This is a genomic window from Mycobacterium sp. MAC_080597_8934 (genome assembly GCF_000523975.1).
Classification (GTDB): domain Bacteria; phylum Actinomycetota; class Actinomycetes; order Mycobacteriales; family Mycobacteriaceae; genus Mycobacterium; species Mycobacterium avium.
In genome coordinates, this window is the sequence record NZ_JAOS01000013.1 from 188,311 (window position 1) to 202,738 (window position 14,428).

The 14,428-nt window shown below is 68.9% G+C and carries 9 protein-coding genes and 1 pseudogene; all 10 read left to right on the forward strand.

Translation table 11 applies throughout. From position 1 onward, the window contains the following. The first annotated feature begins 25 nt into the window (after positions 1 to 25). The 10 genes and pseudogenes from NF20_RS07370 (at position 26) to NF20_RS07415 (ending at position 14,423) form a co-directional block, all read left to right on the forward strand. Positions 26 to 328 carry a hypothetical protein gene (locus NF20_RS07370; RefSeq protein ID WP_003872207.1) on the forward strand — a complete coding sequence of 101 codons (303 nt, stop codon included), beginning with the start codon at positions 26 to 28 and terminating at the stop codon, positions 326 to 328. Between the two features lie 46 nt (positions 329 to 374). Beyond that, on the forward strand, positions 375 to 1,169 hold the full coding sequence (locus NF20_RS07375; RefSeq protein WP_019734232.1) for a histidine phosphatase family protein: 795 nt from the start codon (positions 375 to 377) through the stop codon (positions 1,167 to 1,169). Between the two features lie 62 nt (positions 1,170 to 1,231). Next, the gene (locus NF20_RS07380; protein WP_003872205.1) at positions 1,232 to 1,819 is read left to right on the forward strand and encodes a DUF3090 domain-containing protein; all 588 of its coding nucleotides are present in this window, start codon (positions 1,232 to 1,234) and stop codon (positions 1,817 to 1,819) included. Next, on the forward strand, positions 1,803 to 2,648 hold the full coding sequence (locus tag NF20_RS07385; RefSeq protein WP_011724744.1) for an SCO1664 family protein: 846 nt from the start codon (positions 1,803 to 1,805) through the stop codon (positions 2,646 to 2,648). Before NF20_RS07380 ends, NF20_RS07385 begins: the two co-directional genes overlap by 17 nt. Positions 2,649 to 2,733: 85 nt before the next feature. Next, positions 2,734 to 3,501, forward strand: a complete 768-nt coding sequence (locus tag NF20_RS07390) for a 3'(2'),5'-bisphosphate nucleotidase CysQ (protein ID WP_031347952.1) — start codon at positions 2,734 to 2,736, stop codon at positions 3,499 to 3,501. A gap of 382 nt (positions 3,502 to 3,883) precedes the next feature. Then, positions 3,884 to 5,130: pseudogene (gene mshC / locus NF20_RS07395) on the forward strand (cysteine--1-D-myo-inosityl 2-amino-2-deoxy-alpha-D-glucopyranoside ligase). 743 nt (positions 5,131 to 5,873) lie between these two features. Next, on the forward strand, positions 5,874 to 8,549 hold the full coding sequence (locus NF20_RS07400; protein ID WP_011724746.1) for a helix-turn-helix transcriptional regulator: 2,676 nt from the start codon (positions 5,874 to 5,876) through the stop codon (positions 8,547 to 8,549). 393 nt (positions 8,550 to 8,942) lie between these two features. Further along, complete coding sequence (locus NF20_RS07405) at positions 8,943 to 11,534, forward strand: LuxR C-terminal-related transcriptional regulator (RefSeq protein WP_033717244.1); 2,592 nt, start codon at positions 8,943 to 8,945, stop codon at positions 11,532 to 11,534. A 483-nt stretch (positions 11,535 to 12,017) separates the two neighbouring features. After that, on the forward strand, positions 12,018 to 13,745 hold the full coding sequence (locus NF20_RS07410; protein WP_019733795.1) for a thiamine pyrophosphate-binding protein: 1,728 nt from the start codon (positions 12,018 to 12,020) through the stop codon (positions 13,743 to 13,745). A 444-nt stretch (positions 13,746 to 14,189) separates the two neighbouring features. Beyond that, complete coding sequence (locus NF20_RS07415) at positions 14,190 to 14,423, forward strand: MbtH family protein (RefSeq protein WP_003872197.1); 234 nt, start codon at positions 14,190 to 14,192, stop codon at positions 14,421 to 14,423. Positions 14,424 to 14,428: the final 5 nt, after the last annotated feature.

Sequence of the window (14,428 nt, forward strand, 5' to 3'; positions counted from 1 at the left end):
CCCGGGGGCGAGGTATGGTCGGCCTATGGCCGTCACCGCTGACCGTCATATGGCGCAGAAAGAGTTTGCTGTCGAAGACATGTCGACAGGAATTTTCGCTAGCGGATATGGACAAGTCGGAGATGGACGCAGTTTTTCGTTCCATATCGAAAACCGCTCACTTGTCGTCGAGGTTTACCGGCCGCGCCTGGCCGGGCCCGTTCCGCAGGCCGAAGACGTGGTCGCCACCGCAGTCCGCAGCCTGGTCGACATCGACCTCACCGACGAACGCAGCTTGACCGCTGCGGTGCGCGACTCCGTGGCCCACGCGGAGCCCGTCTCCCGGTAGTCGTTTCGGGTCCGGGCGCCGCCCACCGGGTAGCGTCGGGGTCGACATGACCGTCATCCTGTTACGACACGGCCGCTCCACCTCGAACACCGCGGGCGTGCTCGCCGGCCGTTCCGAGGGTGTCGACCTCGACGACAAGGGCCGCGAACAAGCCGCCGGCCTGATCGACCGGATCGGTGACCTGCCGATCCGCGCGCTGATCAGTTCGCCCCTGCTGCGCTGCCGCCGCACTCTCGAGCCGCTGGCCGACACGCTGTGTCTGGCGCCGCTCGTCGACGACCGGCTCGCCGAAGTGGACTACGGCGAATGGACGGGCCGCAAGATCGGCGAGTTGGTGAGCGAGCCCTTGTGGAAGGTGGTGCAGGCCCACCCCAGCGCGGCGGTATTCCCCGGCGGTGAGGGCCTGGCGCAGGTGCAGGCGCGCGCGGTGGCGGCGGTCCGGGAACACGATCGGCGGCTGGCGGCAGAGCATGGCGCCGACGCGCTGTGGGTGGCGTGCACACACGGCGACGTCATCAAGGCGGTGATCGCCGACGCGTACGGCATCCACCTGGACGGCTTCCAGCGGGTCACCGCCGACCCGGCGTCGATCAGCGTGATCCGGTACACCGAGCTGCGCCCGTTTGTGTTGCACGTCAACCACACCGGCGCGCGGCTGTCCGCGCCGCTGCGGGCCGGACCGGCGCCGCCACCAGACCAGCACGACGACCAACACGACGACCAAGACCACGACACAGGCGACAAAGCGCACACGGATCCTAAGTCCAACGGCGAATCGCAGGCGGCGCCGGCGACCTCGGTGCCGTCCAGCGACGCGGTGGTCGGTGGTTCGACGGATTAATTCGGCTGCCACCTCGATCGGATCGCACAGCGATGGCGGCAGCCGGTATTTTGGAGGTTGCCATGGCCCGCGCAATTCACGTCTTCCGCACACCCGACCGCTTCGTGGCCGGGACCGTTGGCCAGCCGGGAAACCGCACCTTCTACATCCAGGCGGTGCACGACTCCCGGGTGGTGTCGGTGATCTTGGAGAAGCAGCAGGTTGCGGTGCTCGCCGAACGGATCGGCGCGCTGCTGCTGGAGGTGAACCGCAGGTTCGGCACGCCGGTGCCGCCGGAGCCCGACGAGGTCGAGGACCTGAACCCGTTGATCACGCCGGTGGACGCCGAATTTCGGGTCGGCACCATGGGGCTGGGCTGGGACTCCGAGGCGCAGACCGTGGTGGTCGAGCTGCTGGCCGTCACCGACGCGGAGTTCGACGCCTCGGTGGTGCTCGACGACACCGAGGAGGGCCCCGACGCGGTGCGGGTGTTCCTGACGCCGGAGTCGGCGCGGCAATTCGCCACCCGCTCCAACCGGGTGATCTCGGCAGGCCGTCCGCCGTGCCCGCTGTGCGACGAACCACTGGACCCGGAGGGCCATATCTGCGCACGCGCCAACGGCTATCGGCGCAGCGCGCTGCTCGGGTCTGACGATGACCCCGAGATATGACGACCGTGAGGTGTTGCGCGACGGCGAGCTGACGGTCATCGGACGGATCCGCTCGGCCAGCAACGCCACCTTCTTGTGCGAGGCGACGCTCGGCGACCGCGCCGTGCACTGCGTCTACAAGCCGGTCGCGGGGGAGGCGCCGCTGTGGGACTTTCCCGACGGAACGCTGGCCGGCCGCGAACTGGGCGCCTACCTGGTGTCCACGCAGCTGGGCTGGAACCTGGTGCCCTACACGGTGATTCGGGACGGCCCGGCCGGTCCCGGCATGCTGCAGCTGTGGGTGCGGCAACCCGGCGATGCGGTCGGTGAGGTCAGTGAGGCCGGCGAGTCGGGTGCTGAACAGCCCGATCCGGGACCGGACCTGGTCGACCTGTTCCCCGTCGGCGCCTCGCCGCCGGGCTACCTGCCGGTGCTGCGCGCTTACGACTACGCCGGCGACGAGGTGGTGCTGATGCACGCCGACGACCCTCGGCTGCGCCGGATGGCCGTGTTCGACGTGCTGGTCAACAACGCCGACCGCAAGGGCGGGCACATCCTGTGCGGCGTCGACGGCCGGGTCTACGGCGTCGACCACGGGGTGTGCCTGCACGTGGAGAACAAGCTGCGGACGGTGTTGTGGGGCTGGGCCGGCAAGCCGGTCGACGACGACAGCCTGGCCGCCGTCGCCTGCCTGGCCGAGGCGCTCACCGGCCCGTTCGGCGACGAACTGGCCGAGCAGATCACCCGGGCGGAGATCGCCGCGCTGCGCCTACGCGCGCACGCGCTGCTGGACAATCCGGTGATGCCCGGCCCCAACCGGCATCGCCCGATCCCGTGGCCGGCCTTCTAGGCTTTCCGGGCTTTTCGGGCTTTTCCGGCCGGGCGCCGCCGTCGGCGATACTGAAGCGGTGACCCCCCGCAACCCGTCGGACGAGATGACCGACGCCGCGCTGGCCGCCGATCTCGCCGCCGAAGCGGGGGAATTACTGCTGAAGGTCCGCGACGAGGTCGGCTTCGGCTATCCGTGGGCGCTCGGCGACGCGGGCGACAGCCTGGCGAATGCGCTGATCCTGGGACGGTTGCAGGCCGAGCGGCCGGACGATGCCGTGCTCAGCGAGGAGGCCTACGACGACCTGTCCCGGCTGCAGCACGACCGGGTGTGGATCATCGACCCGCTGGACGGCACGCGCGAGTTCTCCACGCCGGGCCGCGACGACTGGGCCGTGCACGTCGCGCTGTGGCAGCGCCCGACCAACGGCCGGCGCGAGATCACCGACGCCGCGGTGTCATTGCCGGCCCGCGGCAACATCGTCTACCGCAGCGACACCGTCACCGCCAGCGCCGCGCGCGTCGGCGTCACCGACACCATCCGCATCGCCGTCAGCGCCACCCGGCCGCCCGCCGTTTTGCACCGGATGCGCCAGCGGTTGCCCATCCAGCCCGTCGCGATCGGTTCGGCCGGCGCCAAGGCGATGGCGATCATCGACGGCGTGGTCGACGCCTATCTGCACGCCGGGGGTCAGTGGGAGTGGGACTCGGCCGCCCCGGCCGGGGTGGTGATGGCCGCCGGGATGCACGCATCGCGGCTGGACGGTTCGCCGATGCGCTACAACCAGCTCGACCCCTACCTGCCGGACTTCGTCATGTGCCGCGCCGAGCTGGCGCCCGTGCTGCTGGGCGCGATCCGCGACGCGTGGCGCTAGGTGATCGAGCATCCAGTCCCGCCACTTGCCCAGCCACCGGGCACGGCAGCCGACCCCCATTTGCTGCCGCAGCGGCTGCGCGGCCCGCAGCCGGGCGGCCACCGCCTCGACTGCGGCGGGGCCCGCCACCGGGAGGCGGCCCACGACCTGTCCGGTGGCAGGGCAGGTGACGACGATTTCTTGGGGAGTGCCCGGGCCCGCGGTGTCGGTTCGGTCAGTTTGTGTCGGTCGACATGACAACCACCCCGTTCGGCGGCCTCGACCGGATTTGCTCGATACCCGACCCAGCAAACCACAAATCGGGCGGGGGTGATAGCGCGGCCCGGGCGCCGCGCGGCGGGCGACGCAGCCCCGCCGAGCGGCCCCGCCTAGGCTGATTGTCATGCGGTCGTGGTCCTCCCCACAGGTTCCCCAATTACCGGGACGCGGCCCCGAGCTTCGGCTGTATGACACCTCCGATCGGCAGGTGCGCCCCGTGGCGGCCGGCGCCGGGCCCGGTTCGGCCGCCACCATGTACGTCTGCGGCATCACCCCCTATGACGCGACCCACCTGGGCCACGCCGCAACCTATTTGGCGTTCGACCTGATCTACCGGCAGTGGCTCGATCTCGGGCACGACGTGCACTACGTGCAGAACGTCACCGACGTCGACGATCCGCTGTTGGAGCGCGCCGCGCGGGACGGCATCGACTGGCGGGCACTGGCCGAGCGCGAGGTGTCGCTGTTCCGCGAAGACATGGCCGCGCTGCGCATCTTGGCGCCCCGCGACTACGTCGGGGCGACCGAGGCGATCGCCGACGTGGTCGAGCTGGTCGAGAAGATGCTGGCGTCCGGCGCGGCCTATGTCGTCGACGGCGAATTCCCCGACATCTACTACCGCGCCGACGCCACGCTGCAGTTCGGTTACGAATCGGGCTACGACCGCGAGACCATGCTGCGACTGTTCGCCGAGCGCGGCGGCGACCCGCAGCGGCCCGGCAAGACCGACGCGCTCGACGCCCTGCTGTGGCGGGCGGCGCGGCCCGGCGAGCCCAGCTGGCCGTCGCCGTTCGGCAACGGCCGGCCGGGTGGCACGTCGAGTGCGCGGCGATCGCGCTCAGCCGCATCGGCAGCGGCCTGGACATCCAGGGCGGTGGCAGTGACCTGATCTTCCCGCATCACGAATTCACCGCCGCGCACGCCGAATGCGTGCGCGGCGAGCGGCGATTCGCCCGCCACTACGTGCACGCCGGGATGATCGGCTGGGACGGGCACAAGATGTCCAAGAGCCGCGGCAACCTGGTGCTGGTGTCGCAGCTGCGCGGCCGCGGGGTGGAGCCGGCGGCCATCCGGCTGGGCCTGCTGGCCGGGCACTTCCGCGGGGACCGCTACTGGAGCGACCAGGTGCTCGACGAGGCGACCGCCCGGCTGCGGCGCTGGCGCACCGCGACCGCGCTGCCCGCCGGACCGGACGCCACCGACGTGATCGCCCGAGTGCGCCAATACCTGGCCGACGACCTCAACACGCCTAAAGCGCTTGCCGCACTTGATGGTTGGACCACCGATGCGCTCGACTACGGCGGCCACGACACCGCGGCGCCGCGGCTGGTGGCAACCGCCGTCGATGCGCTCCTGGGAGTGGCCCTGTAGCCGATGCGCCTCGGTCCGTCCTGAAAGAGGCTGCCGCGCAATATCATTCGATGGGCGCCTGGACGCGAACCCGAAGCGACAGCGGCCGGCTCGTGCCGCGCGTTTCGATGACGCTTCCGGTGCAGACGGGTCCGGTGCATACGCCTGGGGCGCCGTTTCGGCAAGTCGCCGGTGAACAGTGCGGCGCTTCGGGGCGGTTATCCACAGCCGGGCGGCATTGGCGATTTCTGTTGTCGGTATCGCGCGGTTGAATGTCGAGCGTGGAGCTGGACCGGGCGGTGAGGCTGCGAGGCGGCGTGTGTCGACGTCACCGCAAATTGTGTCGATGTTTGCTAGAAATTGATCTTGGTACGTCCCGCGAGCCTATGAAACAGCTGTATAACTGCAACAATAATTAACACAGACGTCGAAACAGGGCGGCTCACTAAATTTGCTGTGAAGTCTAGCCCGGGAGTATATTTCTCGGCAACTGCTGGACCCTAGAAGGAGTAAGTCCGGTGCATACGACGAGTGGGCTCGCGGGGCCGTCACCAGACGGTCTGTCGCGTCGACCGCCGCGTCGTGATCGTCGGCCACAAGAGCGTCGCGTGGCCGCTACCGCTCGAGTCGAACGTGGGCCCGAGTCGGATTTTGGACGCGCTCCACTGGGCTCGCGCCTGGCTTCGCGGAACGCGAACGCGCCAGTGCTTTCCCACACCAGCTAGGGGTTTCCGATGCCTGGGGAAGTCGGGTCGTGGCCCATCGTGGGCCGAGAGGCGGAGCTGCGCCGGTCACTGGCGGCGCTGAGCAACGCGGAGTTCCACGGGGTGGCGTTGGTCGGTGACGCCGGTGTGGGCAAGTCGACGCTGGCGCGCATGCTGGCCAAGACCGTCGAGTCTGCGGGGCGCACGGTCCGATTCGCGCTGGGCACCCAGACGGGCTCCGCCGTGCCTCTGGGCGCGTTCTCGCATGCCGTCAGCCTCATGGCGGTGAACGAACCCGCGGTCATGCTGGCGGCGGCGCACAACACCTTGAGCCAGGACAAGAACTTGGTGGTCGTGGTCGACGACGCGCAACTGCTCGACCCGTTGTCGGCCACCTTGGTCAACCAACTCGCGGCCTGGCGCAGCGCGCGGCTGATCGTGACGATCCGCTCCGGCGAGCCGGTGCTGGATGCGGTGACCGCGTTGTTGAAAGAGCGCCTGCTGCTGACGGTGCACGTCGATCCGTTCACCCGCGAACAGACCGAGCTGCTGGCCGGCACGGTGCTGGGCGGGCCGGTCGATCCCTGGGTGGTCGACGAGCTGCTGCAGCGCAGCTCCGGAAACCCGTTGCTGCTGCGTGGCTTTCTGACCGCGGGCCGTGACACCGGGGCGCTGTTCCGCACCGCGGAAGGCTGGCAACTGCGGGGACCGCTGCGCGGGGATCGCGAACTGCACGACGCTCTGGAGTACCGGCTGCAGTCGCTGAGCTCCGAGGAGCGCGAGGTGGTGGAGATTCTGGCCACCGCCGGCTTACTCAACTGGGACATACTGCGTGACATCTGTGATGCCGAGGCGGTGGCGGCCCTGGAGCGCCGCGGCTTGATCCGGTTGGTGACCGACGGATCTCACGCCGTGGCACAGCTGACCCACCCGATGCTCGGCGAAGCGGCGACCCGCCACGCCGGCATGGTGCGCACCCGCCAACTCAACGGCAAACTGGCGCGAGCGCTGCAAAAGCATGAGCGGACCGGGAGCCGACACCTGCGGTTGCCCCATCTGCAAAGCCGGATCCGATTGGCGGAGTTCATGCTGCACAGCGACATGGAGCCCGACCTCGACGTGATCACCGAAGCCGCGCGGGACGCGCTGGCGATGTCGAACGTGCAGCTGGGCGAGGAACTCGCGAGGTTCGCACTCGATCGTGGTGGTGGCCTGCCGGCCGCGTTGGTCCTCGCCGAGGCGGTGAGTTGGCAGGGCCGTGGCGAGGAAGCCGGTTTCGTGCTGGCCCACGCCGAACCCGACGGCGACGACGACTGGCTGATCGCGCGGTGGGGCTGCCTGCGCGCCGCCAACCTGTTCTGGGGTTGCGGTGACGCCGAAGCCGCCCGGCGCGAAGCCGACACCGTGAAGAAGCGTGTTTCGTCCGAGGCCGGCCTGCACCTCATCGACGCGCTCGAGCTGTCCATGGCCTTCTTCCGTGGCGACGTCGAGACGACGACCGAGCTCGGGCCCGGCCTGTGCGAATCCGATGCGGTGCCGATGGCGACGACGTGGGCGGCGGTGCCGACCTGCGCCGCGTTGGCCGCGACCGGCCGCTATTCCGAAGTCGGCCGCATCGCCGACATCGGGGTGCGTGCCGCCATGTCGTGCGGGATGGGATTGCATCGATTCAACATCGGGATCAGCGAGATCATCGCGGCGACGGACGCCGGGGACGACCGCGCGGCCGAACGGATCTACAAGCGTTACGCCGCGATGGCCGAAGGCCTTCCCGGCGCGGAGGCCATGGTCGACGCGATGCTCGGGGTCGTCCGGCTCGCCCGCGGCGAATTCCCCGCGGCCTGCGCCGCGTTCACCCGTTCGATCTCCTTGTTCGCCAAGGGCTTTCCGTCGCCCTGGCTGGTGGTCGTGGGTGCCTTTCAAGCCCAGGCCGAGGGGGCGCGCGGCGACAGCACGGCGGCCGCCGCGGCGTTATGGCGGGCGGACCGGGCCTACGGGCCGCACGCGGCGGTGTTCCTCCCCGAACTCGAGCTCGCCCGGGCCTGGGAAAGGGCCGCCGCCGGCGACACCCAGGCCGCCACGACCCATGCCACGCAGGCGGCGGAGATCGCGCGCGCCGCCGGGATGCACGCGGCGGAGATGCGCACACGCCATGCCGCGGTGCGATTCGGCGACCGTTCACAGACCGCGCGGCTGGAGCGGCTTGCTCGCATCCTGGATACACCGCTGGCCGAAGCGGCCGCGGACCATGCCCGCGGTCTGACGCAACGCGACGGCGATCTGCTCGATGCCGCGGCGCAACAATTCGCCGACCTCGGTGCCCTGGCGTGCGCCGCCGACGCGGCGGCTCAGGCGGCCGGCGAACATGCCCGTCGGGGCGACCGCGGGAAGAAATTCGAATCGTCGGCCTGGGCGCATGCGCTGGCCAGCCGGTACGAGCTGCACACGCCGGCGGTCGAGGCGGCGGCGCGCCCGCTGCCCTTCAGTGGACGGGAACGTCAGATCGTGAATCTGGTGGCGGCCGGCCTGTCCAACCGCGAGATCGCCGACCGGCTGGTCATCTCGGTGCGCACGGTGGAGGGGCACCTCTATCGCCTTTTCACCAAACTCGGGATCAACAGTCGCGAGCAGCTCACCCTACTGGTGGCCCGAGAGCCGCGCGGACGAAGAGAGCTATTGGGCCACAGCAACCCGTCGCTTGGTGATCAGGACGACGTTCACCCCCACGCGGGCTAAGTTCTTATCGGCACCCTATGGAGCCTTTGAGAGTCGCTACTCTATCTCGACGCGCGCACCACTCGACTTGCCGACAGAGTCCGGCGACGCCCGCTCCACCCGCCATACGCTCCCGCGCATGACAGGCAGTCGGAAGCATACGGCGGTAACCGCTCGTGATGGCGACCCGTCCGGACCCGCGGCTGCGGTTTCGTTGCGGAGATCCCAGCTGGGCGAGGACGCACCGGGGTCGGTTTGTTCGGGCAGGACCGCGATTTCGGACAGCTCCTTCCGGCTTTATCTGGCTGCGGCTCGTTCCGGCTTCATGTAGTGCCGGGCCGCCCAGCAGGTGAGGGAGATATATCCGTGACGCAGCGGGTAAATGGGTCAACCTGGCCCATTGTGGGACGCGATGTGGAATTTCGGCGATCGCTCGCGGCGCTCAACAACGGGGAATTCCACGGGGTGGCGTTGGTCGGCGACGGCGGTGTGGGCAAGTCGACGCTGGCGCGCATGCTGGCCAAGACGGTCGAGTCCGCCGGGCGCACGGTGCGATTCGCGCTCGGTACCCAGACGGGCTGGGCGGTGCCGCTGGGCGCGTTCTCGCGCGCGGTGAGCCTCGGGGTCGGGCACGAACCGGCGATCATGCTGGCCGCCGCGCACAACACCTTGGGTCAGGACAAGAATTTGGTGGTGGTGGTCGACGAGGCGCAGTTGCTCGATCCGTTGTCGGCCACCTTGGTGAATCAGCTTGCGGCCGGGCGCAGTGCGCGGCTGATCGTGACGATCCGCTCCGGTGAGCCGGTGCTGGATGCGGTGACCGCGTTGTTGAAAGAGCGCCTGCTGTTGACGGTGCACGTCGATCCGTTCACCCGCGAACAGACCGAGCTGTTGGCCGGCGCGGTGTTGGGTGGGCCGGTCGACACGCGGTTGGTGGATGAGCTGTTCGAGCGCAGCGCGGGAAACCTGTTGCTACTGCGTGGTTTTCTGACGGCGGGCGTGGAAAGCGGCGCGCTGGTTCACACCGAACAGGGCTGGCAACTGCAGGGTCCGCTGCGCGGGGATCGCGAACTGCACGATGCCCTGGAGTACCGGCTGCAGTCGCTGAGTTCCGAGGAGCGCGAGGTGGTGGAAGTACTGGCCACCGCCGAGCTGCTGGAGTGGGAGATCTTGCGCGACATCTGCGATGCCGACGCGATGGCAAGCCTGGAGCGCCGCGGCCTGATCCAGTTGGTGACCGACGGATCGCACACCCTGGTGCAGTTGAATCACCCGATGCTCGGCGAAGCGGCGACCCGCCACGCCGGGGTGGTGCGCTCGCGGCAGCTCAACGGGATCCTGGCGAAGACCCTGCGCAAGCACCTACGGGCGGCGGGGCGGCGCTCACAAATCTCCGACCCCCGCGGTCGAATCCAGTTGGCGCAGTTCATAATGCGCAGCGACTTGGAGCCCGATCTGGATGTGGTCATCAAGGCGGCGGCCGATGCGATGGCCATGTCGAACGTCGTGCTGGGCGAGCAGCTGGCGACGTTTGCGGTCGACCGTGGTGGTGGCCTGCCGGCCGCGTTGGTGCTCGCCGAGGCGGTGAGCTGGCAGGGCCGCGGCGAGGAGGCAGATTCCATCCTGCTGGGCGCCGACGTCGATGATGCCGACGAATGGCTGATCGCGCGATGGGGCTGCCTGCGCGCCGCCAACCTGGCCTGGGGATGCGGGGACGCCGAGGGTGCAACGCGGGTACTGGCCGAGGTGAAACAGCGCCTGGCGACCGAGGGCAGCCTGCAGCTGATCGATGCGCTGGATGTGTCGATCGGGTTCTTCCGCGGCGACATCGCCCGGACGATCGAATTCGGGCCGGGCCTGTGCGAACCGGATGTCGTGCCGATGGCGACCGTGTGGGCGGCTGTCGCGACATGCGGCGCCTTGACCGCGGTGGGACGTTTTTCCGAGGTCGGCCGCATCGCCGCTGCCGGCGTGCGCGCGACGGCGCAGTGCCGGGCGGGAGCGCAGCGGTTCGCCATCGGACTGGCCGAGGTCATGGCCGCGACCGCTGCCGGTGACTATCCGGCGGCCGAGCGAATCCACAAGCGTTACGCCGCACTGGCAACCGGCCTTCCCGCAGCGGAGGCCATGGTCGACGCGATGCTCGGCGTCCTGCAGCTCACCCGCGGTGAGCTGCAGGAGGCCTGCGCCACCCTCGACCGGTCGATTTCCCAGCTTTCCCAAGGCTTTCCATTACCGTGGCAGCTCGTCGTGGGCGCCTTGCAGGCACAGGCCGAAGGGGCCCGCGGGGACAGCGCGGCGGCCGCCGTGGCGCTGCGGCGGGTCGAGGAAGCCTACGGACCGCACGTCGCGGTGTTCCTGCCGGAACTCGAGCTCGCCCGGGCCTGGGAGCGGGCGGCGGCCGGCGATACGGCGGGCGCTCAGACGCAGGCAATGCAGGCGGCGCAGACTGCGCGGAAAGCCGGCATGCACCTGGTCGAGATGCGGGCACGCCATGCGGCCCTTCGCTTCGGCGATCGTGCGCAGGCCGCGCGAGTAGACGAGTTGGCCAGCATCCTGAACTCCCCGTCGGCCCAGGCGGTCGCCGACCATGCCCGCGGTCTGGCTCAGCACGACGGCGATCTGCTCGACGCCGCGGCCCACCGCTTCGCCGACCTCGGCGCCTTGGCCTTCGCCGCCGATGCGGCGGCTCAGGCGGCCAGCGAACATGCCCGCCGGGGCGACCGTCGCAAGGAGGTCGAGTCGTCGACCTGGGCGCACGCGTTGGCCGGCCAATGCGGGTCGCGCACACCGGCGCTCGACGCGGCGGCGCGCCCGCTGCCGTTCAGCGGACGGGAACGTCAGATCGTGAATCTGGTGGCGGCCGGCCTGTCCAACCGCGAGATCGCCGACCGGCTGGTGATCTCGGTGCGCACGGTGGAGGGACACCTCTATCGCCTCTTCACCAAGCTTGGCATCAACAATCGCGACCAACTCATCCAACTGATCCGCCGCGACGCATCGTGACCACACACGCTCTTCGGACACTCGCGTGGGGTCTCGGCCGATCGGGTGCGGCTGCCGCGCAGGTCGCCTCGACCTGGCGGGGCCCAGGCCGTCCATGATCCGAAAGACGCTCGTGCGCAACCGCATAGCCCCGGTGCTGCCCGCCGCGACTCCGGGGCGCGGAATGCATGCCTTTCGCTGATCGCCGACCCGTCGAGCGCTCGGTGACCACTGGTCAAAACCGCCGCCCGCGGGCCGTTACGCACCACCGGAAGGATGACTACTCGATCTGTGCGCGCGTGGCACTCAAGTCGAATCAATCCGTCCGTGAGGCCCGAGCGAGCAAACTTAAGCTGCCGCACATGACATCATGCCTGGCGGGCATGGCCGGTTGGACTCGCATGGTTGCGGAATTCGGCCGGATCCTCCAGCACCCGCCACAATGCCTCGACCGAGCCGGGGCGGGCAGGCACTACACCCACGCCGTTTCTCGAGGTTGAAATCATGTCTCACAGCCACCGGTTGGTCGACCATATCGTCGGGTATCTCGCGTCGATCGGAGTGGACTGCATCTTCGGCGTCGATGGCGCCAACATCGAGGACCTGTACGACGCCGCATTCCTGCACTCGGACATGGACGCGGTGCTGGCCAAACACGAGTTCTCCGCCGTGGCGATGGCCGACGGATACAGCCGCAGCGGCGGCGGCTTCGGCGTGGTGGCCACCTCCGCGTGGGGCGCGCTGAACCTCGTTGCCGGCCTCGGGGAATTGTTTACCAGCCGCGTGCCGCTACTGGCGTTGGTGGGCCAGCCGCCGTCCACGATGGATGGTCGCGGCGGCTTTCAGGACACCAGCGGCCGCAACGGTTCACCGAATGCCGAGGCGCTGTTCTCCGAGGTGTCGGTGTTGTGCCGACGAGTCCAGACCCCGGCGGACATCGCATTGGCGCTGCCCGCCGCCGTGGCGGCCGCGCGAACCGGTGGCCCCGCGGTGCTGTTGCTGCCCAAAGACATTCAGCAAGCTGACGTGACCAGCAACGGCTACCTGCCCGAGCCCGGAATCGAGCGGCCACGAGACATCGGTGATCCACGCCCGATCGTGGCAGCGCTGCGCCGGGCGAGCGGTCCGGTGACGATCATCGCCGGTGAGCAGGTGGTTCGAGACGATGCGCGAGCCGAACTGGCGTCGTTGCGGGCGGTGCTGCGCGCGCGGGTGGCGTGCGTGCCCCATGCCAAGGATGCCGCCGGCACACCGGGTTTCGGGTTGTCGTCGGCGCTCGGCGTCACCGGCATCATGGGCCACCCTGGCGTGGTGGAAGCGGTGGCCGACAGCGCGTTGTGCCTGGTGGTGGGCACCCGGCTTGCGGTGACCGCCCGCGCCGGCCTGGACGATGCCCTGGCCGCGGTGCCCACCATCTCGCTAGGGTCGGCGCCGCCGTACCTGGCCTGCACTCACATCCACACGGACGATCTGCGGGCTTCGCTGCGAATGCTGACGAGCGCGCTGACCGGCCGTGAGCGCCCGACCGGAATCCGGGTACCCGATGCGGTGTCCAGAACCGAGTTGAATCCGCCGCGATTCGACGGCCCCGGCGTGCGCTACCGCGAAGCGATGAGCATGCTCGACCGCGTATTGCCCGACGGGTCCGACATCGTCGTCGACGTCGGCAGTTGCGGGGCAGCCGCCGTCCACTACCTACCGGTCCGGCGCGGCGGCCGATTCGTGGTCGCACCCGGCATGGGCTACAGCTTTGGCGCCGGCATCGGAATGGCCGTGCGGCGGAGGAAATTCGGGCGGCGCGGACATGTCGTGGTGATAGCCGGGGACGGCGCGTTTTTCATGCACGGCATGGAGGTGCATACCGCTGTGCAATACCGACTGCCGGTGGCGTTCGTCTTGATCAACAACAACGCGCAGGCCATGTGCGCAATGAGCGAAAAGTTGTGCTACGGGAATCGGCACAGTTACAACACGTTCGCGCCCAGTCGGCTCGGCGCCGGCCTCGCCGCAATGTTCCCGGAACTTCCCTCGGTCGACGTCGACGACGTCGATGGCTTCGGCGCTGCCGTGCAGTCGGCGCTGGAGGTCGAGGGGCCGTCAGTGATCGGCGTCGAATGCTCCGCCGAGGAAGTGCCGCCCGTCTCGACCTTTCTCGGGCCTGTGACGCCGAAATCAGTTGAGTGCCAACATGGCATGGCGCAGGACAGAATCGATGCCATCGTCGGCGCCTGACGGCACGCCGACCCCACCGGCACCGGCGCCCTGTCAATGCATGCCCGAGCCCAGGTAGAGCCCCGATAGAGACCAGATAGCGAATGCTCGACGCAGGGTTCAACCCCTGGCCCGTCGGGGATCCGCTCTGTCGTCGTCATGATCGCGCCCCAAACCTGCGCTCTCGACGGAAACGACTGTCGCAGAATCGATTCCGCAGACCACGTGCATATCAGGTGAGAGCTTGTTTGTCACTACGTAAGCCGCGCTGCGGGCTTGCGTTCGCCACTCTATGTACTCGCAGTTACTACGCTACCCGGCTTGATGGGCCATGCAACAGGATTGAAACCCATACGCTCCCGGTCATATCGAGATCGTTGCTCGGTCAAGCCCCCGAGTGCCCGATCGAAACCAACAGGCGCACCGAAGTGCCCGACTCATGTCAAACGAGGACCTGGAGGACAAGTGAGTACCAATCCGTTCGACGACGACAATGGCAGCTTTTTCGTCCTGGTCAACGACGAAGAACAACACAGCCTGTGGCCGGCGTTCGCCGACATTCCGGCCGGCTGGCAGATGGTTTACGGCGAAGCGGATCGCGCTGCGTGCCTGGACTACATCGAACAGAACTGGCCCGATATCCGCCCGAAGACTTTACGGGACAGGCTGGCGGCGCAGCGCCGCGGTGCTGGCAAGTAACCCGC

Excerpts from the sequence above, each read along its gene's own strand:
- NF20_RS07370 (WP_003872207.1), top strand. The coding sequence starts at position 26 with ATGGCCGTCACCGCTGACCGTCATATGGCGCAGAAAGAGTTTGCTGTC.
- NF20_RS07375 (WP_019734232.1), top strand. The coding sequence starts at position 375 with ATGACCGTCATCCTGTTACGACACGGCCGCTCCACCTCGAACACCGCG.
- NF20_RS07380 (WP_003872205.1), top strand. The coding sequence starts at position 1,232 with ATGGCCCGCGCAATTCACGTCTTCCGCACACCCGACCGCTTCGTGGCC.
- NF20_RS07385 (WP_011724744.1), top strand. The coding sequence starts at position 1,803 with ATGACCCCGAGATATGACGACCGTGAGGTGTTGCGCGACGGCGAGCTG.
- NF20_RS07390 (WP_031347952.1), top strand. The coding sequence starts at position 2,734 with ATGACCGACGCCGCGCTGGCCGCCGATCTCGCCGCCGAAGCGGGGGAA.
- NF20_RS07410 (WP_019733795.1), top strand. The coding sequence starts at position 12,018 with ATGTCTCACAGCCACCGGTTGGTCGACCATATCGTCGGGTATCTCGCG.